Genomic DNA, 26,124 nt, shown 5'->3' with positions numbered 1-26,124 from the left:
TGCCTCCTTCTTCTTCTTCTATTGCTGCACGTTGACCGCTTCGACCTGCACCAGCAGCTTCACCTTGTTCTCGAAGCCGAAGTTCAGGCCCCAGGTGATGCCCCAGTCGCTGCGCTGCACCGTCGTCTCGAAGTCGCCGCCGCAGACCTGGCGGTTGATGAGCGGGTTCAGGTAGCAGTTGAAGCGCACGGCCCTGAGCGTGACGGGCCTGGTCTGCCCCATCAGCGTGAGCGTGCCCGGCACGTCGGCCACCTTGTCGCCGTTGAACTCGATGCGGTCCGCCACGAAGCGCCCGGTCGGGAATTCGGCCACGTTGAAGAAGTCCTTGCTTTGCACGTGGCGGTTGAGCAGGTCGACGCCGGTGTTGATGGAGCTGATGTCCATCGTGATGTCGACCTTGCCGCTGCTGCCGCTGCCGTCGATCTGCACCGAGCCGTCCTTGGTGCTGAAGCGGCCGCGGTTGGTGGTGGTGCCGTAGTGCCCCATCTCGTACATCACGAAGGTGTGGGTGGGGTCGATCACGTAGCTGGCGTTCTTCACCGGGCCGCCCGCGGGCTTGGCGGCGACGGGCGGCGCGGTGTATTCCTGTGCCAGGGCAGGGGTGGCAAGGGCCGCCGCGGCTGAGAGCGCGGCAGCGAGGAGGAGCTTCTTCATGGCAATGGGCGTGCGTGGCGTGAGAACGAAATAAAGGAATTCAGAGCGGACCAAACCCCGCGAGCGTGAACTTGAAGCGAACCAGCACCTCGTTGCCGACCACCGAGGTGTCGGTCCACTCGCCGTCGCCCACCTTGTAGTCGAGCCGCTGGATCGTAAAGCTTCCGCTGGCCACCGCGTGGCCGTTGGCCGGCGCAATGCTCACCGGCACCGTGATCGGGCGCGAGATGTTCTTGATGGTGAGCTTGCCCGCCATCTCGAAGCGGCCGTCGCCCAGCGCCTTGATCGCGCTCGACTGGAAGCTGGCCTGCGGAAAATGCGCCGTGTCGAACCACGGCGGCTTGGGCAGTTCGGCGTCGCTCATCGGAACGCCCAGCGACGCGCTGCCCGTGTCGATCTGCAATGCGACCGTGCCGCCTTCGGGCTTGCGCGGGTCGAAGGCCACCTGCGCATCGAACTTCTTGAACGTGCCTTCCACCGGAACGCCCATCTGCTTGCTCACGAAGGCGATCTGGCTCTTGTCCGCCACCAGCCGGGTGGCCGTGGCGGGCTCGGCGAGCGCGGGCGCGAGAGGGGCGAACGCCAGGGCGGCCGCAAGACAGAGACGGGAGGTGCGCTTCATCCGGCGGATTCCTTGCGTGGCGCGGGCCACATGCGTTTCAAGATGCCATCGCGGTCGATCCAGTGGTGCTTGAGCACCGCCGCCACGTGCAGCAGCGCCACCGCGGCCAGCGTGAAGGCGCTGCCCTTGTGCAGCGGCTTGAGCACGGCCTCGGCCCATTCCTTGTCGACCGGCACGAAGTCGGGCAGCGGCAGCACGCCGAACCACACGACCGGAAAGCCCAGCGCCGAACTGTAGGCCCAGCCGAACAGCGGAACCGCCAGGAACAGCAGGTACATCAGCGCGTGGCTCGCGCGGTAGCCGCTGCGCTGCCAGCGCGGCATGGCCGCCGCCGCTTCGGCCGGCAGCGGCGGCGGCGGATGGCGCAGCCGCCACAGCAGGCGCACGGCCGACAGCAGCAGGATCGTCACGCCGGCCCATTTGTGCCAGTTGTAGAGCTTGATGCGCGCCGGCGAGAGCGGCAGGCCGGTCATGTAGAGGCCGACGCCGAGCGAGCCGACGATCATGGCCGCGAGCAGCCAGTGCAGCGCCATGGCGACCGGGCCATAACGCAGTTCGCGCAGGCCGCGCGGATCGGCGGGCGCATCGGCCATGGCGGCGGGGTGGGAGGGGGTGTCGATGGACATCGGGGGCAGGACCGGCGGCCTGTGCGCGGAGCATATATCGGAAGCGGTGAAGGCAGTGCACGAGCCGTGCCAGACGCACCGCCCGCCCGTTCAGCGCCCTGATGCCGCCTGCTGCGCCTGCACCAGCACCGCATGCAGCTCGGCCGGCTGTACCGGCTTGCGCAGCGCATGCCAGCCGCGCTCCGCGGCCAGCCGCTGGGTGGCTTCGCCGATGTCGGCCGAGACCAGCGCGATGGCGAGCGAGGGCTTCTGCCGCTGCAGCCGTTCCGCCAGCGCGATGCCGTCGAGCGCGCCCGGCAGCCGGATGTCGCACAGCGCCACGTTGAGCGCGCGCAGGTCGGCCAGCGCCAGCGCCTCGGCCGCGCTGGCGTACACGCGCGGCGCGAGCTGCCATTGCTGCAGCAGCGCGCCGAGGCTGTCGGCCACCACGGCGTTGTCTTCCACCACCAGTACGGCCAGGCCGGGCCGCAGGGCGTGCGCCGCGCCGGACCGGGGCTGCGCCGCGGGCGCGGGAGCCGCCACCGGCGCATCGGCCGGCGCCGCGGGCAGCTCGAAGCCGAACACCGAGCCCCGCCCCGGCGCCGAACGCAGCGACACCTGGATGCCGAGCTGCGCGGCCAGCCGCCGCACGATCGCCAGGCCCAGCCCATGGCCGCGCTGCAGGTTGCGCTCCACGTTGCCGATCTGCTCGAAGTCGCCGAACACGCGCTCCTGCGAGTCCGCCGCAATGCCGATGCCGCTGTCGCGCACCTCCACCCGCCAGGCGCGCCCGGTGTCGCGCTGGCGTGCGCGCACGGCCAGCAGCACCCGGCCGCGCGGCGTGAACTTGACGGCGTTGTCGACCAGGTTCGCCAGCACGCGGCGCAGCGACACCGCATCGGCCCAGCCCACCGCATCGGCGGGGCAGCGCACCGTGACGCGGCCATTGCCGGCCTGGCGCGCGAGGTCGGCCAAAAGCGGCGCCAGCGGCACCGCCACCGGCTGCAGCGGATCGGCCGCGGCCTCGATGCGGCCGATCTCGAGCAGCTGGTTGGTCAGGCCTTCGAGCGCCTGCTGCGCGCGCGCGAGCGAGGCCACCGTGTGCTGCACCACGGGCGCATCGGCGCCGTTGTCCAGCTGCTGGCGCAGCACCTCGGCCTGCAGGCCGATGGCCATCACCGGCTGGCGCAGGTCGTGGTTGGCGGCCGAGAAGAAGCGCAGCCGCTCGGCCTGCGCCTGCTCGGAGGCGCGCAGCCCGGCCAGCGCCTGCTCGCGCAGGCTGCGTTCATTGAGGCGCAAGCCGATGTTTTCCTCGAGCTGGCGCGAATGCTCGGCCACCAGCTTCCACATCATCGCGGTCAGGCCGATGCCGATGAGCGCCACCGCCTTCATGGCCGGCGCGCCGAGCCAAAGGCCGGTCACGATCACCGGCGCCAGCAGCAGCGTGATCGCCAGCTGCGTGGCCGGAACGTAGAAGGACACCGAGAACGCCGAGGACAGCGTCATGCCCATCAGCATCAGCCCGAGCAGCAGCTGCTGCTCGGGCTGGCCCGGGTTGAACAGCAGCACGCCGGCCAGGCCGTGCGCCAGCTCCCAGATGCCGGTGCGCGCCGTGTGCGTGCGCTGTGCATCGCGCAGGCTTTGCGGGGTGAAGGGGTCGGGCAGGCGCTGCGGAAAGAAGCCGCGCATGACCGTCACCACGGTGATGAGCGAAATCCACACCAGTGCGCGGGAAAGCGAATACTGCCAGGCGAAGAGCGCCGCCACGCCGCAGTTCAGCAGGTATTGCGCCAGCAGCACCGGCCCGATCGGCCGGATCGACAGCCGCAGCACCTCGCACTGGATGGCAAAGCGCCCATCGTCGTCGGCGACAGCCGGAGCAACCATGGGCGCGGTGGTGGAATTCATCGGCCGATCCACTATATAGAGAAGCGGCCCGGCGCGGCGACAATGGCGTTCCCCAGCGGCCGAATGATGGCGAACCCCCCGTGAACGATCTCTCTCTCTTTTTGCCTTGCGCCGCCGGCGTCGAGGAATTCCTCGCGCAGGAAGTCCATGCGCTCACCGGCCGCGTCGGCCAGGACCTGCTCACGCTGCGCGGCGGCGTGCGGGTGCGCGCCGAATGGCGCGACGCGCTCAAGCTAAACCTGCACAGCCGGCTCGCCCAGCGCGTGCTGGTCGAACTGGCCCACGCGCCCTACCGCAGCGAGAACGACCTCTACGCCATCGCCAGCGGCGTGGCCTGGGAGATCTGGTTCACGCCCAAGCAGACCTTCAAGATCGAGACCACGGCGCAGCACAGCCCGCTGCAGAGCCTGAACTTCGCCACCCTGCGCATCAAGGACGCCATTGCCGACCGCTTCCGCGCCAAGGCGGGCGGCGTGCGCCCGAGCATCGAGACCCAGTGGCCCGACTGCCGCGTGTTCGCCCACCTGACCACCGAGCACTGCACGCTCTACATCGACACCTCCGGCGAGCCGCTCTTCAAGCGCGGCTGGCGCCAGGACAAGGGCGATGCGCCGCTGAAGGAAACGCTGGCCGCCGCCATGCTGGCCGCCAGCGGCTGGTGGAACCCCGAAACCGGCGCCGTGGCCGCCGAGCCGCTGTACGACCCCTGCTGCGGCAGCGGCACCATCGCCATCGAGGCGGCGCAGATCGCGCGCGGCATTGCGGCCGGCTCGCTCAGGCGCTTCGGCTTCGAGAAGCTGCTGCCGTTCCAGGCGCACGTCTGGGACGCCATCAGGAAAGAGGCCCAGTCGTCGGCGGTGCCGCGCGATGTCGCCATCTTCGGCTCCGACGTCTCGCACCGCATGGTCGACTTTGCCGAGCGCAACGCGGAGCGCGCCGGCGTTGCCGATGCCATCGAGTTCCGCGGCGGCGACGCGCTGCAGCGCATGCCGCCGGCCGAGGGCGGGGTGATCATGCTCAACCCGCCGTACGGCGAACGCATCGAGGTCGGCGGCGTGGCGCGCTTCGGCGCCCGCGAGGCCGCGCAGACCCCGGGCGAGGGCGGCGGTGAAGGCGGCGACGGCGGCGGCGATTTCTTTCCGCAGCTCGCCACCCATTGGAAGAAGAACTACGCCGGCTGGACCGCCTGGGTGCTCACGCCCGACCTGAAGCTGCCCAGGCAGATGCGGCTGAAGGAATCGCGCCGCGTGCCGATGTGGAACGGGCCCATCGAGTGCCGGCTGTTCCGTTTCGACATGGTTGCGGGTTCGGCCAGGAAGTAGCCACGCGCGCACCTGCGGGTGCGTGCCTTCACGCAGAGCCATGCTCGTTCCAGAATCCGGCCTCGTCGTCATCGACACCAACATCGCGCTCGACCTGCTGGTCTTCGAGGACCCCGCCTGGGTGCCGCTGATCGCCATGCTGGCCGCGGGCGAGCTGCGCTGGCTCGCAACGGCCGCGATGCGCGTCGAACTCGAACGCGTGCTCGGCTATCCGCTGATCGCCCGGCGCATGGCGCAGCGCGGCCTGCAAGTGCCCGCGGTGCTGGCGGACTTCGATGCCCGGGTGCGCATGGTCGAAGGCGTTCCATCGCGCGCGCCCTGCGTCTGCAGCGACCCCGACGACCAGGTCTTCATCGATCTTGCGGTGGCGCACCGCGCGCTGCTGCTCAGCAAGGACCGTGCGGTGCTGTCGATGAAGAAGCGGCTGGCCTTGCGCGGCGTGGTGGTTCAGGCGGCGCTCGGGCTTTCGTAGCCGGCGCAGTGATGGCGCATCGGCGTGTTGCGTGCCGACCCATGCCACACCCGTTGCACCAACGGTCTCGATCGATTGCCGCTGCGCGCTGGAACGCGCGAAAACCGGCGGATTGACAACTTCCGACTCATCGACACCTGCGGGGGGCGGTGTTAGCTTTCACTGGCGCCACCCTTCAATTCTTGTTTCGACGGGAAAAAATGCAACCATCTTTCGCGACGCTCTGGGCGAATCATCCTGCGACCAAGGGAGACGGGGCCTTGCTGGACAAGGACGTCTACACGGATCAATGTGCCATCAACGTGGGCGCAGCATTCATGCGATCCAGCCTGAGCCTTGAGAGCTTCCCCGGTGTCTTCTCCTGGCAGAAGGACAAGCCGAAGTACCCGATCAGGGCGCAAGAATTGGCGAACTGGCTGGATTCCGGCAAGGCCGGGGTGATGTCCCGGACCGAAAAATACACGGGAAAAGAGGGGTTCGAGAAAATCGCCAACCGCACGGGGATCGTGTTCATCCAGAATTACTGGGGCGAGGGGCGGCAAGGCGACCACATCGACCTTTGGAATGGCTCACGGCTCACGGCCCTGTCGTCATGGTTCCGCATCCAACTGAACATGTCGTGGGAGGGCTTCATGACAGACTACCGAAAGGGCTCTGCCATTTGGTTCTGGTACGTGCCATGAGATTTATTGCACGCCTCTTCTTCATCGTTGTCGGAGCAACTGCGCTCGGATTTATTTTCTACAAGCTGATTGGCCCTGTGGGCCATTGGTACGAGCTCAACTTTGCAAGGAACGACGGTGACCTGGGCCAGGCGTACATGGTCGCGCTCGCCGTTCAACTCCTCGCATTGATCGCGGGCGGTTGGCTCGGCGACTGGGCATTTCGCAAGTGGCGGCAGAGGCAGCCTGATCGCCCGTAGCTCATGTAGCGATCACGGATCGGCCGAGTTCCATGAAGATACTCATTCGACTGCTCTGTATTCTGGTCGGAGCGCTGACCCTCAGCTTTCTTGCTGCCAAAGGTGTGCTCGCTCCCATTGGGCGATGGTACGAAATGAACAAGGCCCGGAGCTTCGACGATGTATCCGAGGCTTTCGTTGCCGCTCTTGCTGTGCAAGCGATCTTCGCCGTTGCGGGCGCCTGGCTGGCCGACTGGGTATTTCGCAAATGGTGGCACAAGCAGCCTGATCGCCAGTAGCTCATGTGGCGACTCCAATCGGCCGAACTCCATGAAGATACTCATTCGACTGCTCTGTATCTTGGCCGGCGCATTTGCGCTCAGTTTTCTTGTTGCGAAGGTCGTGCTCGTCCCCATTGGGCAGTGGTACGAAATGAACAGGGCCCAAAGCGAGAGCGATTTGTCGCAAGCTTTCGTCATCGCTCTTGCAGTACAGGCCCTCTGCGTCATTGCCGGCGGCTGGCTCGGCGACCGCGCATTCCGCAAATGGCGGCACAAGCAGCTCAGCCGCCAACAGCGCCCCTGACGACCGCTGCTAGTTCTGCAGCGCAGCAGCCGGCCCCAGGTGCCAGCGCCCCAGCAGCCGCGCCACCGCGCGCACGCGCTGCGTGTCGCGGCCCCAGCGGCGGCTGGCGGGCAGCTTCTGCGCCCATTTCATGCGCCGCGCGGCCTCGGCGATGCGCTCGCGCACTTCCGTGTCCACCTCGGCCAGCGCAGCGTGCCAGTGCTGGCCGGCGGCTTCGGGGGCGGCGGCCTCCAGCATCATGGCCGTGGAGTGCAGGTAGCTGAGCCAGTCGCGGGCCTGGCACTCGGCCAGGGTCATGACCTCGGAGGGGTCGTCCTCGAAATCGATGTAGCCGATCACGCCGTCGGGGCACTGCACCAGGTTGCGGTCGAAGGCCTGGCTCAGGTGCTGGCCGCGCACATGCACCTTGGCGATCGCGGCCAGCCCTACGCGCCAGACCGCGAGCAGCGCGGCCGGGCCGGCGGCGGCGGCCTGGTCGAGCCGCTCCTGCAGCACGACGGTGGCGCGGCCGCTTTGGCCGAGGTCCGAGATCAGCAGGCCGTCGGGCTGCTGCGCCAGCACCGCCGGCACGCGCAGGCCCGCGGCCGCGAGCTGCCGCAGGCGCCGCGCCTCGGTGGCGATGGCGGCCTCGCCGCCTGGGTTGGGCACCGGCTTGATGATGTCCAGCCGCGCCATGCGCGCGACCGCCGCCATCACGCGGTAGCCCCACTTGCCGTGGCGCGGGCCGGCCTTCTTGAGCCACACGCGCTCGCTGCCCAGGCGGTGGCTGGCGACGTTCTTCTGCTGCTTGGGCAGCATGAGGCGCAGGAATTCGGCGTAGTCGCCGGCCGCCGGCACGAAGGGCTGCGCGTCCAGCGGCGCGGGCGCGGAGGCCGCGCCCTTGGCGCTGTGCAGCCGCGCCGAAGCCCCGCGTCGCAAGGGGTTCATGCGGCCAGCGGAAGGTTCGACACCAGGCCGTGCGGCCCTTGTGTCAGGGGCTGGAAACTCTCGGCGCTGGCCAGCGGCCAGTAGGTGCGGAACACGTTGTGCTGCTTGTCGAGCGGGCCGAGCAGCGCGCCCGGCTGCACCTGCATCACCAGGTTGCTCAGGAGGCGCACCTCGGTGTCGGAAATGCGCCGCACGATGTGGTGCGCCGTGATCTGCTGCGGATGGTCGAGGCCGGCGGCCTGCACCAGCTCCTGCAGCGCATGCAGCGTGCTGCGGTGGAAGTTGCGCACGCGCTCGGCCTTGGTCGGCACCACCAGCGCCTGCTGGCGCACCGGGTCCTGCGTGGTCACGCCGGTGGGACAGTGGCCGGTGTGGCAGCTTTGCGCCTGGATGCAGCCCAGGGCCATCATGAAGCCGCGCGCCGCGTTGCACCAGTCGGCGCCCAGCGCCATCATGCGCGCCACGTCGAAGGCCGTGATCACCTTGCCCGCGCAGCCCAGCTTGATGCGGTGGCGCAGGTTCACGCCGACGAGCGTGTTGTGCACCAGCAGCAGGCCTTCCTGCAGCGGCGCACCCACGTGGTCGCTGAATTCGACCGGCGCGGCGCCGGTGCCGCCCTCGGCGCCGTCGACCACGATGAAGTCGGGCGTGATGCCCGTCGCCTGCATGGCCTTGACGATCGCGAACCACTCCCACGGATGGCCGAGGCAGAACTTGAAGCCGGTCGGCTTGCCGCCCGAGAGCTCGCGCAGCCTGGCGATGAAATGCATCATCTCGATGGGCGTGCTGAACGCGCTGTGCGACGAGGGCGAAACGCAGTCGATGCCGATCGGCACGCCGCGCGCGGCCGCGATCTCGGGCGTGACCTTGGGTGCCGGCAGCACGCCGCCGTGCCCGGGCTTGGCGCCCTGGCTCAGCTTGATCTCGATCATCTTCACCTGCGGATCGCGCGCGTTGGCGCTGAAGCGTTCGGCGTTGAAGCTGCCATCCTCGTTGCGGCAGCCGAAGTAGCCCGAGCCGATTTCCCAGATCAGATCGCCGCCATGCACGCGGTGGTGCTGCGAAATGGAGCCTTCGCCGGTGTCGTGCGCAAAGCCGCCCAGCCTGGCGCCCTGGTTGAGCGCGAGGATCGCATTGGCCGACAGCGCGCCGAAGCTCATGGCCGAGATGTTGAACACGCTCGCGCTGTAGGGCTGGGTGCAGGGATGGTGCGACGCCGCGCCCAATGGCGGCAGACTGGCATCGGCGGTGTGCGGCGTGCCGCCGATCACGATGCGGAAATCGTGGTTGTCGAGCTTGGTGGGCTGCATCGAGTGGTTGATCCACTCGTAGCCCGCAATGGTCACGTCCAGTTGCGTGCCGAAGGGCCGGTTGTCGGGCTCGCCCTTGGCGCGCTGGTACACCAGCGAACGCTGCGCGCGCGAGAACGGGGCGGCCTCGGAATCGCTCTCGATGAAGTACTGCCGCATTTCCGGCCGGATGAATTCCAGCAGGAAGCGCAGGTGGCCGATGACGGGGTAGTTGCGCAGGATGGCGTGGCGCGCCTGCCGCAGGTCGTGCACGCCGGTGCCCGAAAGCACCGCGAAGACCGCCACGCCCACCCAGGCCAGCCACAGGTGGGGCGACACCAGCACCAGGGCGATGCAGGCCGCCAGCCCGACCACGCACAGGGCGAAGGCGCTGTAGCGCGTCGGAAACGGAATAATCGTGGACATAGAAATAGTGTCGACCGGAGCCTGCTGCATCATAGAGGGCTGCCCCGAACTTGCCATGACCAACAACCACGACACCCCCCAAGCCGAAGCGGCCGCTTCCGCCCCCCTCGGCCCCGACGATTTCGACGCCCTCGACCAGGCGCTGGACGCCATGCGCGAGCAGGACGAGGAAATTCCCCAGTGGGAGTTCTGCGAAGGCTTCATGGCCGCGCTGATCTGCACCCGCCGGCGCATCGAGCCGGCCGAATACTGGCCGGTGCTGCTGGGCGAGGGCTTCGTGCCGGCCCAGCACATGGAGTTCGTCTGGAACTGGAAGCGCCGCTGGCGCGAGATCGAAGAGGGCCTGGACGCCGATGTGCAGTCGCTCGACGACGAGCGCAGCTGGCAGCCCGAGGTGCTCGACACCCGCGGCGCCATCGCCTCGCTGCCCGAGGAAGAGCGCGCCGAGGTGGCGGGCGAGGAAATTCCTTCGTTCGCGCAGGTCTGGGCGCTGGGCTTCATGTACGCGGTCGAGAACTGGCCCGAGGACTGGGCCGCGCCGCGCGACAAGGAAGCCGCCCAGATGCTGGACGATGCGCTCGACAACATCGTGGCGCTGACCGAGGACGACAAGGCCAAGCCCACGCTCTCGATGTTCAGCGACGACGGCCCGCCGAGCGTGAGCCAGCAGCGGCTGGACGATTTCGGCGCCGCCATCTGGGCCGTGTACGACCTGCGCCAGCTCTGGAAGAGCCTGGGCCCGAAGGTCGAGACCCTCCGCAAGGAAGCCACGCCCGGCCGCAACGACCCCTGCCCCTGCGGCAGCGGCAAGAAATACAAGAAGTGCCACGGTGCCTGACAGCGGCCCCGCCAGCGCACGGCTGACGCCACGCGCGGCGTGGGCCATGGTGCTGGCGCTGTGCGCCGGCGTGGCGCTGAGCCAGGCCTTCCGCACCGTGGGCGCCATCATGGCGAGCCCGCTGCAGGCCGACTTCAGGCTCTCGGCCCAGGCACTGGGCATTTTCTCGGGCGCCTTTCATTTCGCCTTTGGCGCGATGCAGCTCTTCATGGGCATCGGCATCGACCTGCATGGCGTGCGGCGCACGGTGCTGGTGGCTTTTCCGGTCGCCATCGCGGGCGCGCTGCTGTCGGCGTTCGCGCCGAGCTACGCGGTGCTGGTGGCGGGGCAGGCGCTGATCGGCATCGGCTGCGCGCCGGCCTTCCTGGTGTGCACCGTGTTCATCGCGCGGCACTTTCCGGCCGCGCGCTTTGCCACCGTCTCGGGCCTGGTGCTGGCCATCGGCGGCCTGGGCATGCTGGCCACCGGCACGCCGCTCGCGTGGCTGGTGCAGGCCTATTCGTGGCGCGCGGGCTTCCTGGTGCTGGCCGTGGCCTCGGCGCTGGCGTGGCTCGCGATCTGGCACTGGGTGCGCGAGCCCGCCGCGGCCGTGCCGCGGGTGAACGAGTCGATTCCCGAGGCCATCCGCCAGTTCGGCGCGCTGCTCGCAATGCCGCACACGCTCGGCATCGTCATGCTCGGGGCCGTGACCTACGCTGCCTTCATCTCGCTGCGCGGGCTCTGGCTCGGGCCGCTCATGATGGAGCGCCACGGCTATTCGCTGGTGCAAAGCGGCAACGTCGCCATCGCGGTGTCGGTGATCTCGCTGTTCGGTGCGCCGCTGTTCGGCCGCTTCGACCGTGATGGCGCCGCGCGCCGCCGCCGGATCGTGGTGTGCGCGCTCGGCTATGCGGCGCTGTTCGCGCTCATCGCCTTCACGCATTCGGCCTGGCTGGACATCGGCGGCATGGTGCTGATCGGCGTGCTCTCGGGCTTCATCGTCTGGCAATACGCCGACGTGCGCGTGGCCTATCCGGCGACGCTCACGGGCCGCGCGATGGCGGTCTTCACCATGGCGATGTTCCTCGGCGTCGCGCTCATGCAGTGGGCCACCGGCGTGGCGGCCTCGGTGGCCGCGGCGCATGGCGGCGATCCGCTCAGGGCCGTGCTGGCCACCATTGCCGCGCTGCTGGTGCTGGGCATCGCGGCCTTCGCGTGGCTGCCCGCGCCGAAGGCCGATGCCCTCAGATCTTGAAGGCGCGCTGGATGTCGGGCCGCACCAGGTCGGCGAATTCGCGGTGCTTGCGGATGTAGCCCGCAATGAACTGGCACACCGGAATCACATGCAGCCCCTTGGCGCGCGCCTCGTCCAGCACATGCCGCGCAATGCCCGAGCCCACGCCCTTGCCCTCGTGCTCGGGCAGCACCTCGGTGTGCGTGAACATGATGGCGTCGGTCAGCAGGTTGTATTCGGCGTAGGCCGCGAGCTGGCCCTCGAGCGCGGCTTCGTAGCGGTGCTGGGCTTCGTTGTTGGTGATGGCGAGGTTGCTGTTGCTCATGGTTGGCGTGCGAGATAAGTGGCGAGATTGGCGGCCGCGGTGGCGCGTACCTTGTTGCGCAGCATCGGCGTCCAGCCGAGCAGCAGGCCCGGCGCGCCCAGCGCCCGGCGCGACCAGGTCCAGAAGGCAAAGCTGTCGCGATGCGTGGCAATCAGCCCTTCGGGCGTGAAGCCGAAGCGCGCATCGACGCTGTTGTCGACCAGCCGGCCGGTAGCGCTGAAGCGGTAGTGCGCGTCCCAATGGGCCTGGCCGCTGGTGCCGTCGGCCTGCACGTCGCGCCAGGTCAGCCGCCAGACGTCGGCGCCCTTGGCGCGCGTGGCGTCGCAGAGCATCCGCCACATGCCGCCCACCTGTTGCCGGCCGCGCAGCGAGAAGGCCTCGTCGTCGAAGGCCGCGTCGCTGGCGTAGCAGGCGGCCATGGCGCGGGCGTCGAGCCTGGAGAAGGCCTCGTAGAAGCGCTCGATGGTCTGGGCATTGGCGGTGGCAGTTGTCATGTCATGGGGCCTTCGTTGTGGTGCCGGGCTGCGGGCCGAGCAGGCCCACCAGTGTCTGCAGGGCGTAGTGCACCGTGGCGGCGCGCACCGCGGCGCGGTCGCCATCGAAGCGGCGGCGCTCGGTGCGCACCTGCCCGTCGACCGACCAGCCGAACCACACGGTGCCGACCGGCTTTTCGGGGCTGCCGCCGGTGGGGCCGGCCACGCCGGTCACGGCCACCGCGGCGCGCGCTGCCGAATGCGCGATGGCGCCTTCGGCCATGGCGCGCGCCACCGGCTCGCTGACCGCGCCGTGGGCTTCGATCAGCGCGGCGTCGACGCCCAGCAGTTCGGTCTTGGCCGCGTTCGAGTAGCTGACGAAGCCGCGCTCGAACCAGGCACTGGAGCCTGCGAGCTCGGTGCATGCGCCGGCAATGAGCCCGCCGGTGCAGCTTTCGGCCGTGGCCAGCATCCAGCCCTTCTTCAGCAGCAGGTCGGCCAAGGCCGCGACGAGCGCGGGCGTGTCCTGGTCGGCAAGAAAATTCGCTGGGGTCGAGGCTTCCATCGTGTTCACCATGCGCGCCAGAGCGCGATGACCAAGAGCGTGCAGAACGCCGCCACCAGGTCGTCGAGGATGATGCCGAAGCCCGCGCGCCACCAGCGCACCTGGACCGCGTCGCGCTGCTTGAACAGCGCATCGGCCCAGGCCACCGGCCCCGGCTTGGCGGCATCGAAGAAGCGGAACAGGCCGAACGCGATGGCCTGCGCGAGGAGCCCGGCGGGGGTGACGAGCCAGAGCACGATCCAGAACGCGATCACCTCGTCCCACACGATGCTGCCCGGGTCGGCCACGCCCATGTCGCGCGCGGTGATGCTGCAGGCCCACCAGCCGATCGGCAGCGAGGCCAGGATGATCCAGCCGATGGCCGCGGGCGTGAGCCACAGCTGCATCACGGCAAAGGCGGCCCAGGCCCAGAGCGTGCCGACGGTGCCGGGCGCCACGCGCGGCAGGCCGGAGCCGAAGCCCATGGCGATGAAATGCGCCGGGTGGGACAACAGGAAAGCGATCGAGGGACGGCGGGGCGTGGCTGGCGGCATGGGGCCTGTGGAGGAAGAAGCAGCTTGCATCAGGCCAGAGTGTCGCGCATTCGGGGGGCTGTCCAAGGCCCTCTATTTATCAAAGCAATAGCTTGTTTAATTCACAAGGCCGGCCTAGTATCCGGGCCTTGCCTTGCCACCCGTCGTCCGCCAAGGACCGCGCCATATGCCTGCCGCCTCATCCAACGCCCCTGCCTCGCTCCACCCCGCTTCGCCCGCTGCCGATTGGAGCGAACTCTTCAGCGGCCGCAACGGCTGGCGCGCGCTGGCGCTCACGGGCGGCGTTGCGCTGCATGCGGTCAACGTGCACATCGTGACGACCGTGCTGCCCTCGGTGGTGAACGAGGTCGGCGGGCTCGACTGGTATGCCTGGAGCACCACGTTGTTCGTGGTGGGATCGATCCTCGGCGCCACGCTGTCGGTGCGGCTGCTGGCGCGGCTGGGGCCGCGCGGCGCCTGCCTGGCGGCGCTCGTGGTCTTCGGCGCGGGGTCGATGGCCTGCGCGCTCGCACCGGCCATGCCGTGGCTGCTCGCGGGCCGCACGGTGCAGGGGCTGGGCGGCGGCCTGCTCGCGGCCCTGAGCTATGCGCTGATCCAGCGGGTGTTCGCGCCGCGGCTGTGGCCGCGCGCGGTGGCGCTGGTGTCGGGCATGTGGGGCGTGGCCACGCTCTGCGGGCCGGCGGTGGGCGGCCTGTTCGCGCAGGCGGGGCACTGGCGCTGGGCCTTCTGGTCGCTGCTGCCGCTGGCTGCCGTGCAGGCGCTGCTGGTCGCGGTGCAGTTGCGGCCCGCGGCCGGCGTGCGGCATGAACGGCCATCGGCCATGCCGCGCATTGCGGCGCTGCAGATCGGCTTGCTGGCGGCCTCGGTGCTGGTGATCGCGGCCAGCGAGTTCCTGTCGGCCATGGCCTGGCAGGCCGCCGGCGTGGCGCTGGGCCTGGCGCTCGGCGTGGCCGCCACGCGGATCGACCGGCATGCCGCGGTGCGGCTGCTGCCCGCCGGCGCCTACGCGCTGCGCACGCCGATGGGCGCCATCTATGCCTGCGTGGTGCTGCTCCTGATCGGCACCACCACCGAGATCTTCGTGCCGTACTTCCTGCAGTTGCTGCATGGCCATTCGCCGCTGTCGGCCGGCTATCTCACTGCGGCGATGGCCGGTGGCTGGAGCGCGGGCTCGCTGCTGTCGTCGGGGCGCAGCGGCGCGGGCGCCGACCGCATGCTGCGCGCCGGGCCCGTGGCCTGCACGCTGGGGCTTGCCGCGCTCGCGCTGCTGCTGCCGGCACCCGGGCGCTTTGCGCCGGGGCTCGAGATGCTGCTGGCCGCCATCGCGCTGGCGGCCGTGGGGCTGGGCGTGGGCATCGGATGGCCGCACCTGGTCACGCGCGTGATGTCGCTCGCGCCGGCCGGGCAGGAAGGCCTGGCCTCGGCCTCGATCACCACCGTGCAGCTCTACGGCATGGCCGTGGGCGCGGCGGTGGCGGGGCTGGTGGCCAACGCGGCCGGCCTCAGCGAGCCCGGCGGCGTGGCGGGGGCGCGCTCGGCCGCGGCCTGGCTGTTTGCGAGCTTCGCGTTCGCGCCCGCGCTGGCGGCATGGCTGGTGGCGCGCTTCGTTGCCGCGCGCAGCTCGATCGGCGTGCCCAAGCAATCGCTCTAGGCCTTCCTGCATGCCGTCCGGCGTATTCGCCCGCGGCAATGCGCATCGTATGCTTCGCGACCCATTCCAGCGTGAGAGCCCATCCATCATGAACAGAGCCGTGGTCCGTTTCAACGCGTTGTGGCTGTGCCTGGCGTTCAGCTTCCTGCTCGCGGCTTGCGGCAGCAAGGAGGCCGAGCAGCGCACCGCCTTCATCGGCTTCCTGCAGGCCCGCGTGCTCGACAAGCCCGGCCTGCGCGTGCCCACGCCCACGGCCGACGAGAAGGCCTCCTTCGGCGACTATGCGCAGCACTACGCGGTGATCGCCGACTTCAACGAGGGCATGAACAAGTCGGTCAGCCAGCCGATGGGCCAGGTCATGGCCAAGGGCGCGCTGCGCTCGATTGCCGACCTGGCGTCGCGGCGCGACGACCTCAAGGCCGCCAAGGACGGCCTGGGCGGCCTGCGCACCGCGCTCGACCAGGAACTGGCCAAGGCCGATGCCGCGCACGCGAAGCTCAAGCAGCCCGACGACCTGAAGCAGGTCTACGACAAGGCCTACGAGAAGACCGTCTCGGCGCCGGCCGCCACCTTCAAGGAGGTGTTCCCTGCCCTCGACAAGGTGTTCGACGGCGCGCTCGCGGTGGGCGACTACCTCGAGCAGAACAAGTCGAAGATCCAGGTCTCGGGCTCGTCGGTCAGCGTGAGCGATCCGGCCGTGCAGGCGCAGCTCAACAAGATGCTGCAGGAGCTCAATGGCCAGTCGAAGGACATCAACGCCGCCCAGGCCAAGATGCAGGCGATGGTTCGAGGGTCCTGATCAGACGAAGTGGTCGAAGGAGCCGAAGCGCTGCGCCACCGGCGCGCCGTCGGCGTCCACGATGCGCAGGCCGGCTTCGGCGTCGATGCGGCCGATGCGCGTCACGCGCGTGGCGCTTTCCCTGCCGGCCTGTTCGACCGCGGCGCGCGCGGCGGGCGGTGCGGTGAAGACCAGCTCGTAGTCGTCGCCGCCTGAAAGCGCGCAGGTGCGCAGGATCTCGGTGCCGAGGCCGCAGGACGCGGCCGCGGCGATCACGCCGGTGGCCACATCGGCATCGAGCGTGGCGCCCACCTTGCTCGACGCGAGGATGTGGCCCAGGTCGCCCACGAGGCCATCGCTCACGTCCACCGCCGCGGAAGCGGTACCGCGCAGCGCCTGGCCCAGCGCCACGCGCGGCGTGGGCTGCTCCATGCGCCTGCGCGCCTGCGCGAACACGTCGGCGGGCAGTGAGAGCGTGCCGCGGAACGCCTCGAGCGCGAGCCGCGCATCGCCGAGCGTGCCGCTGACCCAGATGTCGTCGCCCGCGTGCGCGCCCGAGCGCAGCAGCGCCGCGCCGGCCGGCACTTCGCCGAACACGGTGATGCAGATGTTGAGCGGGCCGCGCGTGGTGTCGCCGCCCACGAGCTCGCAGCCGTGCTCGTCGGCCAGCGCGAACAGGCCGCGCGAAAAGGCTTCGAGCCAGGGCTCGTCGACACCGGGCAGCGCGAGCGCGAGCGTGAAGGCCAGCGGCTTTGCGCCGCAGGCCGCCAGGTCGCTGAGGTTCACCGCCAGCGCCTTGTGGCCGAGCCGCGCGGGATCGACGGTCGAGAGAAAATGCCGGCCCTCGACCAGCATGTCGCAGGACACGGCAAGCTGCATGCCGGGCGCGGGCGCGAGCAATGCGCAGTCGTCGCCCACGCCGAGCGGGGAGCGCTTGGCGGGGCGCTGGAAGTAGCGTGTGATCAGGTCGAATTCACCCATGGGGCGAGCATAAGCGCTGAACCGCTCACCCCCGCGCGCGCCGGTTCGACATCACGACGTTGTCCTTCTCGATCGGCTGGCCGGCCTGCAGCGCGGCAATCCAGGCCTCGGTGCTTGCCACGGCCGCGAAGTTGCTGTGGAACACGACGCTGAAGACGCGGTGGATTTCCTCGGCGCTGACCTGTCCGGCCGCATTCGAGTACGGCAGCGCGCCGCTCGCGTCCGACAGGAACTCCACGTTGAGGCCGCGGTGCATGGCCTCGAACACGGTGGACGCATCGCAGTTCTGCGTCATGTAGCCCACCACGCTGAGCGTGTCGATCTGGTGGCGCGCGATCCAGTCGGCAAAGTCGGTGCCGGTGAACACGCTCGGCAAGGTCTTGGTGATGAGGTGGTCGCGCGGCCGCCTCGCAATTTCCGGATGCAGCTGGCCGTTGTGCGCGTCGGCCTGGAACACCGGCGCGCCCTTGGGTGCGTGGTGCTGCACCACGACCACCGGCGTGCCGGCCGCGCGCGCGGCGTCCATGGCCTGCGCGATCTTCGGCAGCGAGCTTTCGACCGGCGGGTACTCGATGGGCAGGCCGCCGCCTTCGAAGTATTCGTTCTGCACGTCGATCACGACGAGGGCGCGGCGCGGGGCGGGGTGGTTGCTCATGGTGGGTGGCTCCGTGTTGCAAGTGGTTGGGATGGCCCGATTGTTCGCGCTGGGGCCCTTGGGAGAAAGTGGCCCGAAAGCCATTCATCGATAAAATCGGGCCATGGCTCGAAAAACCCTGGAAACCATCGCCCTCGTCGCCTTCGACGGCATCAGCCCCTTTCACCTGTCGGTGCCGTGCATGGTCTTCGGCGAAGACCGCACCGAAGCAGGCGACCCGCGTTTTCGCCTGCAGGTGTGCGGCACCGAGCCGGGCCCGCTGCAGACCAATGCGGGCTTCACGCTCGGGGTGCCGCACGGTCTCGAGGCGATCCGGCGTGCGCAGATCGTGATCGTGCCCTCATGGTGCGACGACGGCCGGCCCGCGCCGCCGGCGCTGATCCGCGCGCTGCAGGCGGCCCATCGGCGCGGCGCCATCGTGGTCGGGCTGTGCCTGGGCGCCTTCGTGCTGGCCGAGGCGGGCCTGCTCGATGGCCGCCCGGCCACCACGCACTGGAACCTGGCCGAAGCCTTTGCCAGGCAATATCCGAAGGTCAGGCTGCAGCCCGAGGTGCTGTATGTCGACGACGGCGACGTGCTCACCTCGGCCGGCACGGCCGCGGGCATCGACTGCTGCCTTCACCTGCTGCGCGTGCGCCATGGCGCCGAGGCGGCGAACCGCGCCGCGCGGCGCATGGTGGTGGCGCCGCACCGGCAGGGCGGACAGGCGCAGTACATCCGCCAGCCGATGCCCGCCGCGGCCGAGGGCGACCGCCTTGCGCCGCTGCTCGAATGGCTGGGCCGCCACCTGCAGAGCCCGCACGAGCTCGACAGCCTCGCGCGGCGCGCACTGATGAGCCGGCGCACCTTCACGCGGCGCTTTCGCGAGGCCACGGGCACCACCGTCGGCCAATGGCTGCAGAACCAGCGGCTTGCGCTCGCGCAGCGGCTGCTGGAGACCACCGACCGGCCGGTGGAACGCGTGGCCACCGACGTCGGCTTCGGCTCGGCGGTGTCGCTGCGAAAGCACTTCGCGGCGGCGTTCAAGGTGTCGCCCACGGCCTACCGCAGGCAGTTCTCGCAGGAGGCGGTGGCGGCCTAGGCTCCGCCGCCGCGAAAGCGCAGCGCCGCCTGCCGCACCACCTCGGCCAGGAGGCGCTCCTTGCCCTGCTTCTCGCGCAGCCAGCGCGCGTCGTTGCGGTTGGCTTCCACGCTGGTGCGCAGCTCGCCGAGCGCCTGCGTGGCGTTGAGCGCCTCGCTGTGCCATTCGAGCTGCGTCATGGTCATGAGGATGTGGTCGCGCAGCGGCATGTGCTGGCCGCTGGCCGGGTCGACGTACACCGCATCGAGCCCGAAGCGGCAGGCCTGGAAGCGGTTGTAGGTGTAGACGAGGTAGTCGTCCTCGGTCGGCTCGAAGGGCTGCTCCTGCAGGAACCATGCGGCCAGCGACTGCACGTAGCCCGCGAGCGCGGCCGCGCGCTCGACCGTGAGCGGCGTGTCGAACACGCGGATCTCGATGGTGCCGAACTCGGGCTTGGGCCGGATGTCCCAATAGAAGTCCTTCATGCTGCGCACGACGCCGGTGCGGGTCATGCGCTCGAAGTACGCTTCGAACTCCTTCCAGCTCAGCGTGAACGGCGCGCGGCCCGAGAGCGGAAACGCGAACACCGAGTTGAGCCGGGCCGAGTCGAATTGCGTGTCCTGCCCCTGCACGAACGGCGACGAGGCCGACAGCGCAATGAAGTGCGGGATGTAGCGCGACATGCGGTGCAGCATCAAGAGCGCCGAGTCGGCATCGGGGCAGCCGATGTGCACGTGCTGGCCAAAGATGGTGAACTGCTTGCTCAGGTAGCCGTACAGCTCGGACAGCTCGCGAAAGCGCGGCTTGTCGTAGATGCGCCGCTCGTGCCACTGCTGGAAGGCATGCGTGCCGCCGCCCACCACCGCGATGTTGAGCTTGTCGGCGTTCTTGATGAGCGCCTCGCGGATCGGCGAGAGCTGCGTGATCACGTCCTGCGCCGAATGGCAGATGTCGGTGGAGATCTCGATCATGCTCGAGGTCATCTCGGGCACCACGCTGCCGGGCAGCGGGGTCTGCGACATCAGCCGCAGCATGTCCTCGGCATAGGGCGCCAGGTCGTAGTCGTGCGTGTTGACGAGCTGCAGCTCGAGCTCCACGCCGAGCGACAGCGCTTCGGAGCGGTTGAAGGGCTCGAGCTTGACCACGCGGCTCGCGGGGTCCGCGGGCAGGGCGGGCGAGCGGAAGTCGTCGCTGTCGGGCAAAGGCATGGCCGCGGTCATCGCTGCGTGTCCTCCGTGGTGCTGAAGGCCTGCGGGGTCCAGGGCACCGAGCTTTCGCCCACCGCGTGGATGGCCACGGTGGCGAGCACGGCGCCCATCACTTCCATCAGGAGAATCGAGGGCAGGGCCACCTGCGTGATCATGGTGCCGAGCAGCGGCGACGCGGTGGTGAAGTTCGAGGCGATGAGCAGCGCGATCGACGACAGCGGCGACATCGCGCAGCCCACCCAGAAGGCCTGGTTCCAGCTCGCGCCGCTGCCCGGGTTGGCAATGGCCACGCCGGCGATCTTGGCGAACAGGCGGATGCCGATCACCGCCAGCACCACGCTGGCCACGGGCAGCGTCCAGTCGGCCTGCGCGGCCACGATGGACACCAGCACGAACATCAGCATGGTGAGCAGCGACGAGGCCGTGCCCAGCTGCCGCTGCCAGGCCCAGGGCTTGGGGTTCAGCGTCTTGAGCAGCACCCCGCCGATCAGCGCGGCCAGCGGCGCCGAGCCGCCGACGTGGGCCGTGAGCGCGCTGGCGGCTGCAATGAGCGCGAGCAGCAGGATCGAGGTGTTCTCGCTCGTCGGGCTCATGAAGCGCAGCGCCGTGCGCAGCGCCAGCGCGAGGATGGCGCCGACCACGAACGACAGGCCGAGCACCACCGCCACCGGATAGAGCTTTTGCAGCAGCGTCTGCGGCGCCCGTTCGATCAGGCCGGCCTGCGCATAGCCGAGCGCCAGCGCATAGAAGGTGTTGAGCGTGGCCAGCGTCATGGCGCGCTCGGTCACCGGCCCAGAGGCGCGGGTGTCGATGATCACGCGGCTCAGCACCGCCGGCGAGGCGACGATGGCCATCAGCGCGATGGGGTTGGCCACCGGATCGGGCAGGCCCAGCAGCTGCAGCATCCAGAACACGCCGAAGTAGGTGAGCGTGGCCTCGAGCAGGCTCTGCACCAGCACCATCGGGTTGTGGCGGAACCAGCGCAGCGGTAGCCGGCCGCCGGCTTCGAACAGCACCACGGCCGCGCCGAGCTCCAGCAGGAACAGGCTGATGCCGCGCAGCGGCCAGATCGCGCCTTCGAAACCGGCCAGGCCGGCCACCGCGCCGACCATCGAATAGCCCACCACCTTGGGCAGGCCCAGGTAGCGCTGCACCAGGTGGCCGGAGGCCGCCGCCGCGGCCAGCAGCAGCGACCACAGCACCGTGGGCAGGCCGGCCGAAGGGCGCAGCCACTCGGACCAGAAGCCCAGCAGATCGTTGATGAGATTCGTCAGATTCATGCAGGTAGAAAAAAGCTGATGGGCCGGCTGCGCCAGCGCGCCCAGATGGCGCTGCGGATGCGTGCGCGGTCACCCAGGCTGACGCTGTGCGCGCGCAGCGCCAGCCGGAACGCGAAATAGAAACTCACGCTCACATTGAGCGCGCCGATCACGGGAATAGCCGCCACCGCCCACCACAGCGCGGGCTGCTGGAGTACCGCCATGCCCGTGGAGGCCGCGGCCGCCGCGATCTGCCCGGCCGACAGTGTCACGTGGCGCACGTCCAGCCCGAGCCCGAAGAAACCCGCGAATGCGGGCAGCAGTCCGAGCATGAGCCCGAGCGAGATGTTGGAGGCAAAGCCCGATATGTGCGTGCGCATGAAGGTGGCCCAGCGGCGGGCGCGGGCGGCACCCAGAAAAGCGCCGATGCGAGGGTTGTAACGCATGGCGGAGTCCAGGCGATGCAGGACAAAGGCGTTTTCTGTCCAGCCCCCGACGATGCTGGCCGCGAACAGCAGCACGCCGGTCAAGGCCGCGAAGACCGCGGTCGGGCCCGCCAGCGAGAGCGATTGCAGCGTGGCCGCGGCATGCGCCGCGTCCAGCAGCGGCCGGCCGAGCGCGAACTGCACCAGGAGGGCGAGCGCCAGCATCGCGGGCACCACCAAGCCCACGTTGCCGAGCACGGCCGCCACCTGCGAACGCACCAGGTTGGCCACTTCGTCGACGAAATCGGCCACCGCGGCATCGGTCTTGATGTCGCGCAGCCGCGCCGCCATGGCCGGCGCCGTCATCGCGGGCTGCTTGGTGGCCAGCGTCAGGTGCAGCAGCTGGATCGCGACAAAGCTCGCGGCATACATCAGTCCCGACCAGAGCCCGCTCCAGAAGGCCGACAGCGCGAGCGAATAGATGCCGAACTTGAGCAGCACCGTCAGCGCGGTGAGCGCGCCGCCGCCCGCGGCCTTGCGCACCATCTGCAGGTAGCTGGCGCGGTCGCGCGTGATGTAGTGCTCGCCGGTCTCGGCGCTGCGCTCGGTCACCTTGGCCGCCAGCATCGAGGAGTTCGACGCGATCAGCGCGCGGATGCTGTTGCGCTCGCCGCCGGCCAGCACCAGCCGGCCCACCAGCCGCGCCACGCTGGGCGCGGGTGCGGGCGAGATCAGGCAGTCGAGCAGCTCGCGGATGCGCAGCACCCGCTCGCGCAGCTGGCGCAGCCGGAACACCAGGCCGACCGAGATGCCGTTGTCCTCCAGGTGCGTGTAGACCGAGGAGGCGCTGGCGCGGCAGGCGTCGAGCCGGTCGCGGAAGGCCAGGAACGCGGCCTGCAGCGCGTCTTCGTCGCGGGGTGCCCGGAACATCTGCTCGCGCAAGGCGTCGAGATCGGACATCAGCGCATGGAAGGCGCGGCTCTCGCTCGCCGCGCTCATGCGCAGCCGCAATTCGGGCGAGAAGCCGGCCGCCACCACCTGGCTGCTGCAGTAGGTGACGGCGTCCATCACGGTGTGGCGCCAGCGCGGGGCGCCATCGTCGTCGAGTGCGGCGTCGGCCAGCAGATTGCCGATGCGCGCGAGCTGTGCGTCGTCGAGCAATGCGATCCAGCCCGCGTCGAACGCGCCGGGCAGCACCATGCGGAACAGGTCCGAGGCGTCGGTGGTCTCGGGCGTGCCGGGCAGGATCTTGCGGCGCAGCCGTTCGGTGAGCTCGCTCACGAAGGCGGTGCGCGGCGCAAAGCCGTAGTCCGCGAGCAGCGTGGTCAGGTCGACCGCCTGCGTGAAGGCGCGCCACCATGCCCGCAGCCGCCCGCGCAGCTCGGGCCGCGCCTCGACCGCGTCGAGCAGCAGCGACACCCGCCCCACCGCCGCCTGCGGCGACGCACGGTCGCCGCGCAGCCAGTCGAAGACGTCGATCAGCCAGATGTGGCGCTGCGCCACATCCGCCGTCGGATCGAGCCGGGCCAGCAGCCCCTGCAGGTCAAGCGATGCAGCAGCCATAAAAAAGTAAAGAATTCAGATACCAGAAACACCGCGGAACCGGCTTTGCCGGGCCGCTGGTGTTGCCCCCGGTAGGGGGTTGGCGTAGCGACACGAAGTGCGCGAAGACTGGGGGCGAGCTAATGAAGTACGCGCGAAACGGGCGCCCCGCCGATGTCCGCCTCCAGCACGAACATCGGAATCGGCACGTCGAAGCGCTCGCCGTCTTCCGTCACCATGAAATAGCTGCCGTGCATGGTGCCGCTGGGCGCCTGCAGGCGGCAGCCGCTGGTGTAGCGGAACGATTCGCCGGGCGCCAGGAGCGGCTGCTGGCCGATCACGCCCAGGCCCTTGACCTCCTGCGCATGGCCCGAGGCGTCGTTGATGAGCCAGTGGCGGGCGATGAGCTGGGCGCTGGTCTCGCCCTCGTTGGTCACGGTGACGGTGTAGGCAAAGGTGTAGATCTTGTCCTTGGGCGAGGACTGGTCTGCGAGATAGCGCGGTTCGACCTGGACGCGGATGGGACTGTGCGGCATGCGCGCGATGGTAACTGGAGCCTTCTCTTGCACTGCTTTCCGGGTTTTCCGCCGGCTGCGACAATCGTGGCATGAGCAGCACGCCGTTCCGCATCGCCCCCTCCATTCTCTCGGCCGATTTCGCCCATCTGGGCGACGAACTGGCCAAGGTCATCGCCGCCGGCGCCGACTGGATCCATTTCGACGTGATGGACAACCATTACGTGCCCAACCTGACCTTCGGCCCGATGATCTGCAAGGCCCTCAAGCCCTATGCCAAGACGGCCGACGGCGAGGCGGTGCCGATCGACGTGCACCTGATGATCCAGCCGGTCGACGCGCTGGCCGCCTCCTTCGCGGAAGCGGGCGCCGACTACATCAGCTTCCACCCCGATGCCTCGCCGCACGTGAACCGCAGCATCCAGGCCATCAAGGGCGCGGGCTGCAAGGCGGGGCTGGTGTTCAACCCCGGGCTGGGCCTGGAGGCGCTCGATTGGGCGATCGACGACATCGACCTGATCCTGATCATGTCGGTGAACCCCGGCTTCGGCGGGCAGAGCTTCATCGATTCGGCGCTGCGCAAGATCGAACTCGCGCGCAAGCGCATCGAGCAGAGCGGGCGCGACATCCGGCTGGAGGTGGACGGCGGCATCAAGGTGGACAACATCGCGCGCGTGGCGTCCGCCGGCGCCGACACCTTCGTGGCCGGCAGCGCGATCTTCGATGCCAAGGACTACGCGGCGGTGATCTCGGCCATGCGCGACCAGCTGGCAGGCGTGGTCGGCAAATAAACCCCCGGCTCAGCGCTTGACCTTGTCGTTGTAGACGCGGTCCGCCACCGGCCCGCGGTCGGTGTCCACGCTGCCGCGCTCGATGTCCTCGTGGCCCTTGCGGCCGATCTCGGGCGGCTTTCCGTTCGGTGTTTGCTGGCTGTCGGAAGACTCGTCGCGCTCGTGCGGCAGGCGCGGCGCCGAATCGCCGCCCTGCCGGGTCTTGGTGTCGCCGCCGCCGGCGTCCCGCAGCGGGTCGCTCGGGTCGGCCGGATCCTTGGTACGGGGCTTGGTGCTGCTCATGGCGCTCGGTTCCTTTTTGCTGCGGTGTCTGTGTGCATCCACGACCGAGCCTGCATGGCGCGCCGGCCGCAGCCGGTAGGACAGCCCAGGCATGCCCTGTAGGCACGGCGCGCCGCGCTGCGCCGCTATGAAACGAGTAGCGTCTTTGCGCGCAGGGGAAGGCCTCCGCAATAATCGCCCGGATGTCCTCCGATCCTCTTGCCGCCGCTGCTGCCGCCACCGACAACCTGCGCATCCATACCTTCGCCGCGCTGGAGCCGGGCCCGCGGCTGCTCGTGCTGGGCGGCGTGCATGGCGACGAGACCTGCGGCACCGCGGGCATCGAGCGCGTGCTGGCCGAGCTCGACGGCGGCACCTTCCGGCTGCGGCGCGGGCAGCTCACGCTGGTGCCTGTTGCCAACCCGCTGGCGCGGCGGCGCCTGCAGCGCGAAGGCGAGCGCAACCTCAACCGCCTGTTCAAGCCGAGCGCTGCGCCCGCGGACTACGAAGACCGGGTCACCAACGTGCTGTGCCCGCTGATCGAGCGGCACGACGTGCTGCTCGACCTGCATTCCTTCCAGAGCGAGGGCGAGGCCTTCGCCATGATCGGCCCGCGCGACAACACCGGCACGCTCGAGCCCTTTGCACGCGCCAGCGAGGAAGGACTGTTGGCGCTGCACCTGGGCACGCCCATCGTGGTGGAGGGCTGGCTCGACATCTATGCCGCGGGGCTCGCGCAGCGCTCCGCCGGCATCGCGGTGGGCGAGGACGCGATCGACTTCGGCCGCGGCACCAACGAATACATCCGCAATTGCGGCGGCTACGGCGTCACGCTCGAATGCGGCCAGCACCGGGACCCGAAGGCGCCCGAGGTGGCCTGGCGCGCCATCCGCCGCGCGCTCGCTCTGCTCGGCATGGCGGCGCTGCCGCAGGGCCCGGCGGATACGCCGCCCGCGCCGCCCCGGCTGCTGCGCCTGGCGAGCGTGACCGACCGGCTGCACGAGGACGACAGCTTCGTGCGCGACTGGGCCACATTCGATGCGGTGCAGCGCGGCGAACCCATCGGCATGCGCCACGACGGCACGCTGGTGAGCGCGCCGGACGACGGCTTCATCGTCTTTCCCAACGCGCTGGCGCTGCCCGGCGCCGAATGGTTCTACTTCGCGCGCCCGAGCGAGCGCGTGCTCGGGTCCGCGGCGAACGCGCCATCGGCCTGAAGCATTTGCTCCCTCCCCCGGAAGGGGAGGGAGAGAAAACGCCGGCCCGCGCCTTACGGCAGGCGCCGCCGCGCTCCTACATCGCCGAGCGGCCCGGGGCGCAGAGTCTCGAGGCTGAAGGAG

General features: G+C 69.6%; 30 protein-coding genes. 13 read left to right on the top strand and 17 right to left on the bottom strand.

Going from position 1 to position 26,124, the window contains the following annotated elements; genetic code table 11:
• Positions 1 to 18: 18 nt before the first annotated feature.
• The 4 genes from AC1DSC_RS24040 to AC1DSC_RS24025 all read right to left on the bottom strand — a co-directional run bounded on the left by AC1DSC_RS24040 (position 19) and on the right by AC1DSC_RS24025 (position 3,789).
• The gene (locus AC1DSC_RS24040) at positions 19 to 654 is read right to left on the bottom strand and encodes a YceI family protein (protein WP_012745632.1); all 636 of its coding nucleotides are present in this window, start codon (positions 652 to 654) and stop codon (positions 19 to 21) included.
• A 40-nt stretch (positions 655 to 694) separates the two neighbouring features.
• Positions 695 to 1,276 (bottom strand): YceI family protein, encoded by a 582-nt coding sequence (locus AC1DSC_RS24035; RefSeq protein ID WP_062363699.1) that lies wholly within the window; start codon positions 1,274 to 1,276, stop codon positions 695 to 697.
• Positions 1,273 to 1,902 (bottom strand): cytochrome b, encoded by a 630-nt coding sequence (locus tag AC1DSC_RS24030; RefSeq protein WP_307592924.1) that lies wholly within the window; start codon positions 1,900 to 1,902, stop codon positions 1,273 to 1,275. Before AC1DSC_RS24030 ends, AC1DSC_RS24035 begins: the two co-directional genes overlap by 4 nt.
• A gap of 90 nt (positions 1,903 to 1,992) precedes the next feature.
• Positions 1,993 to 3,789, bottom strand: a complete 1,797-nt coding sequence (locus tag AC1DSC_RS24025) for an ATP-binding response regulator (RefSeq protein ID WP_436287178.1) — start codon at positions 3,787 to 3,789, stop codon at positions 1,993 to 1,995.
• Between the two features lie 80 nt (positions 3,790 to 3,869).
• Here AC1DSC_RS24025 and AC1DSC_RS24020 point away from each other — a divergent pair, with 80 nt between their 5' ends.
• The 6 genes from AC1DSC_RS24020 (at position 3,870) to AC1DSC_RS23995 (ending at position 7,069) form a co-directional block, all read left to right on the top strand.
• Complete coding sequence (locus tag AC1DSC_RS24020; protein WP_412510246.1) at positions 3,870 to 5,111, top strand: THUMP domain-containing class I SAM-dependent RNA methyltransferase; 1,242 nt, start codon at positions 3,870 to 3,872, stop codon at positions 5,109 to 5,111.
• 40 nt (positions 5,112 to 5,151) lie between these two features.
• A complete protein-coding gene (locus tag AC1DSC_RS24015; protein ID WP_436287179.1) occupies positions 5,152 to 5,583 on the top strand; it encodes a putative toxin-antitoxin system toxin component, PIN family in 432 nt (143 codons plus the stop codon).
• Positions 5,584 to 5,843: 260 nt separating this feature from the next.
• On the top strand, positions 5,844 to 6,266 hold the full coding sequence (locus AC1DSC_RS24010) for a type VI secretion system amidase effector protein Tae4 (protein WP_436287180.1): 423 nt from the start codon (positions 5,844 to 5,846) through the stop codon (positions 6,264 to 6,266).
• Positions 6,263 to 6,505: a hypothetical protein gene (locus AC1DSC_RS24005; protein WP_307592919.1), complete on the top strand. Its 243-nt coding sequence runs from the start codon at positions 6,263 to 6,265 to the stop codon at positions 6,503 to 6,505. The genes AC1DSC_RS24010 and AC1DSC_RS24005 overlap by 4 nt, the downstream gene beginning before the upstream one ends.
• Positions 6,506 to 6,537: 32 nt before the next feature.
• Positions 6,538 to 6,783, top strand: a complete 246-nt coding sequence (locus AC1DSC_RS24000; protein WP_307592918.1) for a hypothetical protein — start codon at positions 6,538 to 6,540, stop codon at positions 6,781 to 6,783.
• A 31-nt stretch (positions 6,784 to 6,814) separates the two neighbouring features.
• On the top strand, positions 6,815 to 7,069 hold the full coding sequence (locus AC1DSC_RS23995) for a hypothetical protein (protein WP_436287181.1): 255 nt from the start codon (positions 6,815 to 6,817) through the stop codon (positions 7,067 to 7,069).
• Positions 7,070 to 7,078: 9 nt separating this feature from the next.
• Here the strand turns inward: AC1DSC_RS23995 and AC1DSC_RS23990 are convergent, their stop codons facing one another.
• Both AC1DSC_RS23990 and AC1DSC_RS23985 read right to left on the bottom strand, forming a co-directional pair.
• Positions 7,079 to 7,996 (bottom strand): BUD32 family EKC/KEOPS complex subunit, encoded by a 918-nt coding sequence (locus AC1DSC_RS23990; RefSeq protein ID WP_369664111.1) that lies wholly within the window; start codon positions 7,994 to 7,996, stop codon positions 7,079 to 7,081.
• Positions 7,993 to 9,711, bottom strand: a complete 1,719-nt coding sequence (locus AC1DSC_RS23985; protein ID WP_436287182.1) for an FMN-binding glutamate synthase family protein — start codon at positions 9,709 to 9,711, stop codon at positions 7,993 to 7,995. Before AC1DSC_RS23985 ends, AC1DSC_RS23990 begins: the two co-directional genes overlap by 4 nt.
• A 55-nt stretch (positions 9,712 to 9,766) precedes the next feature.
• Here AC1DSC_RS23985 and AC1DSC_RS23980 point away from each other — a divergent pair, with 55 nt between their 5' ends.
• Together AC1DSC_RS23980 and AC1DSC_RS23975 are read left to right on the top strand one after the other, a co-directional pair.
• Complete coding sequence (locus AC1DSC_RS23980) at positions 9,767 to 10,549, top strand: UPF0149 family protein (RefSeq protein WP_436287183.1); 783 nt, start codon at positions 9,767 to 9,769, stop codon at positions 10,547 to 10,549.
• A gap of 46 nt (positions 10,550 to 10,595) precedes the next feature.
• Complete coding sequence (locus tag AC1DSC_RS23975) at positions 10,596 to 11,783, top strand: MFS transporter (protein WP_418147370.1); 1,188 nt, start codon at positions 10,596 to 10,598, stop codon at positions 11,781 to 11,783.
• Here AC1DSC_RS23975 and AC1DSC_RS23970 read toward each other — a convergent pair.
• From AC1DSC_RS23970 to AC1DSC_RS23955, 4 genes are read right to left on the bottom strand one after another with little or no spacing between them, the layout of a single operon-like run.
• Positions 11,773 to 12,087 (bottom strand): GNAT family N-acetyltransferase, encoded by a 315-nt coding sequence (locus tag AC1DSC_RS23970; protein ID WP_436287184.1) that lies wholly within the window; start codon positions 12,085 to 12,087, stop codon positions 11,773 to 11,775. The genes AC1DSC_RS23975 and AC1DSC_RS23970 overlap by 11 nt on opposite strands.
• Entirely contained in the window at positions 12,084 to 12,581 is a 498-nt protein-coding gene (locus tag AC1DSC_RS23965; RefSeq protein ID WP_436287185.1) for a nuclear transport factor 2 family protein, read from the bottom strand. Before AC1DSC_RS23965 ends, AC1DSC_RS23970 begins: the two co-directional genes overlap by 4 nt.
• 1 nt (position 12,582) lies before the next feature.
• Entirely contained in the window at positions 12,583 to 13,137 is a 555-nt protein-coding gene (locus AC1DSC_RS23960; protein WP_436287186.1) for a CinA family protein, read from the bottom strand.
• Positions 13,131 to 13,658 carry a phosphatidylglycerophosphatase A family protein gene (locus AC1DSC_RS23955; RefSeq protein WP_062363668.1) on the bottom strand — a complete coding sequence of 176 codons (528 nt, stop codon included), beginning with the start codon at positions 13,656 to 13,658 and terminating at the stop codon, positions 13,131 to 13,133. The genes AC1DSC_RS23960 and AC1DSC_RS23955 overlap by 7 nt, the downstream gene beginning before the upstream one ends.
• Before the next feature lie 166 nt (positions 13,659 to 13,824).
• Between AC1DSC_RS23955 and AC1DSC_RS23950 the strand changes: the two genes are divergently transcribed.
• Both AC1DSC_RS23950 and AC1DSC_RS23945 read left to right on the top strand, forming a co-directional pair.
• On the top strand, positions 13,825 to 15,309 hold the full coding sequence (locus tag AC1DSC_RS23950; protein ID WP_436287187.1) for an MFS transporter: 1,485 nt from the start codon (positions 13,825 to 13,827) through the stop codon (positions 15,307 to 15,309).
• A gap of 88 nt (positions 15,310 to 15,397) precedes the next feature.
• Positions 15,398 to 16,108, top strand: coding sequence for a DUF3053 domain-containing protein (locus AC1DSC_RS23945; RefSeq protein ID WP_436287188.1), 711 nt, complete (start codon positions 15,398 to 15,400; stop codon positions 16,106 to 16,108).
• On the opposite strand, the gene thiL is transcribed toward AC1DSC_RS23945, so the two are convergent.
• Complete coding sequence (gene thiL, locus AC1DSC_RS23940) at positions 16,109 to 17,068, bottom strand: thiamine-phosphate kinase (protein WP_436287189.1); 960 nt, start codon at positions 17,066 to 17,068, stop codon at positions 16,109 to 16,111.
• A 25-nt stretch (positions 17,069 to 17,093) separates the two neighbouring features.
• Entirely contained in the window at positions 17,094 to 17,723 is a 630-nt protein-coding gene (locus AC1DSC_RS23935; protein ID WP_436287190.1) for an isochorismatase family protein, read from the bottom strand.
• Positions 17,724 to 17,826: 103 nt separating this feature from the next.
• On the opposite strand from AC1DSC_RS23935, the gene AC1DSC_RS23930 reads away from it, so the two are divergent.
• Positions 17,827 to 18,804 (top strand): GlxA family transcriptional regulator, encoded by a 978-nt coding sequence (locus AC1DSC_RS23930; protein ID WP_436287191.1) that lies wholly within the window; start codon positions 17,827 to 17,829, stop codon positions 18,802 to 18,804.
• Here AC1DSC_RS23930 and AC1DSC_RS23925 read toward each other — a convergent pair.
• The 4 genes from AC1DSC_RS23925 to apaG form a co-directional block, all read right to left on the bottom strand.
• A complete protein-coding gene (locus AC1DSC_RS23925; protein ID WP_081247509.1) occupies positions 18,801 to 20,003 on the bottom strand; it encodes a YbdK family carboxylate-amine ligase in 1,203 nt (400 codons plus the stop codon). The two genes, AC1DSC_RS23930 and AC1DSC_RS23925, sit on opposite strands and share 4 nt — an antisense overlap.
• On the bottom strand, positions 20,000 to 21,271 hold the full coding sequence (locus AC1DSC_RS23920) for a cation:proton antiporter (RefSeq protein WP_012745654.1): 1,272 nt from the start codon (positions 21,269 to 21,271) through the stop codon (positions 20,000 to 20,002). Before AC1DSC_RS23920 ends, AC1DSC_RS23925 begins: the two co-directional genes overlap by 4 nt.
• Entirely contained in the window at positions 21,268 to 23,238 is a 1,971-nt protein-coding gene (locus AC1DSC_RS23915) for a site-specific recombinase (protein ID WP_436287192.1), read from the bottom strand. The genes AC1DSC_RS23920 and AC1DSC_RS23915 overlap by 4 nt, the downstream gene beginning before the upstream one ends.
• 119 nt (positions 23,239 to 23,357) lie before the next feature.
• Positions 23,358 to 23,753: a Co2+/Mg2+ efflux protein ApaG gene (gene apaG / locus AC1DSC_RS23910; protein ID WP_012745656.1), complete on the bottom strand. Its 396-nt coding sequence runs from the start codon at positions 23,751 to 23,753 to the stop codon at positions 23,358 to 23,360.
• 71 nt (positions 23,754 to 23,824) lie between these two features.
• Between apaG and rpe the strand changes: the two genes are divergently transcribed.
• Positions 23,825 to 24,523, top strand: a complete 699-nt coding sequence (rpe, locus tag AC1DSC_RS23905; protein ID WP_436287193.1) for a ribulose-phosphate 3-epimerase — start codon at positions 23,825 to 23,827, stop codon at positions 24,521 to 24,523.
• 9 nt (positions 24,524 to 24,532) lie between these two features.
• Here the strand turns inward: rpe and AC1DSC_RS23900 are convergent, their stop codons facing one another.
• The gene (locus tag AC1DSC_RS23900) at positions 24,533 to 24,805 is read right to left on the bottom strand and encodes a hypothetical protein (RefSeq protein ID WP_278877596.1); all 273 of its coding nucleotides are present in this window, start codon (positions 24,803 to 24,805) and stop codon (positions 24,533 to 24,535) included.
• 182 nt (positions 24,806 to 24,987) lie between these two features.
• Here AC1DSC_RS23900 and AC1DSC_RS23895 point away from each other — a divergent pair, with 182 nt between their 5' ends.
• Positions 24,988 to 26,001 (top strand): M14 family metallopeptidase, encoded by a 1,014-nt coding sequence (locus tag AC1DSC_RS23895; RefSeq protein WP_436287194.1) that lies wholly within the window; start codon positions 24,988 to 24,990, stop codon positions 25,999 to 26,001.
• Positions 26,002 to 26,124: the final 123 nt, after the last annotated feature.

This window comes from Variovorax sp. 01N425, assembly GCF_056399465.1.
This window is presented reverse-complemented; position numbering and strand designations above follow the sequence as displayed.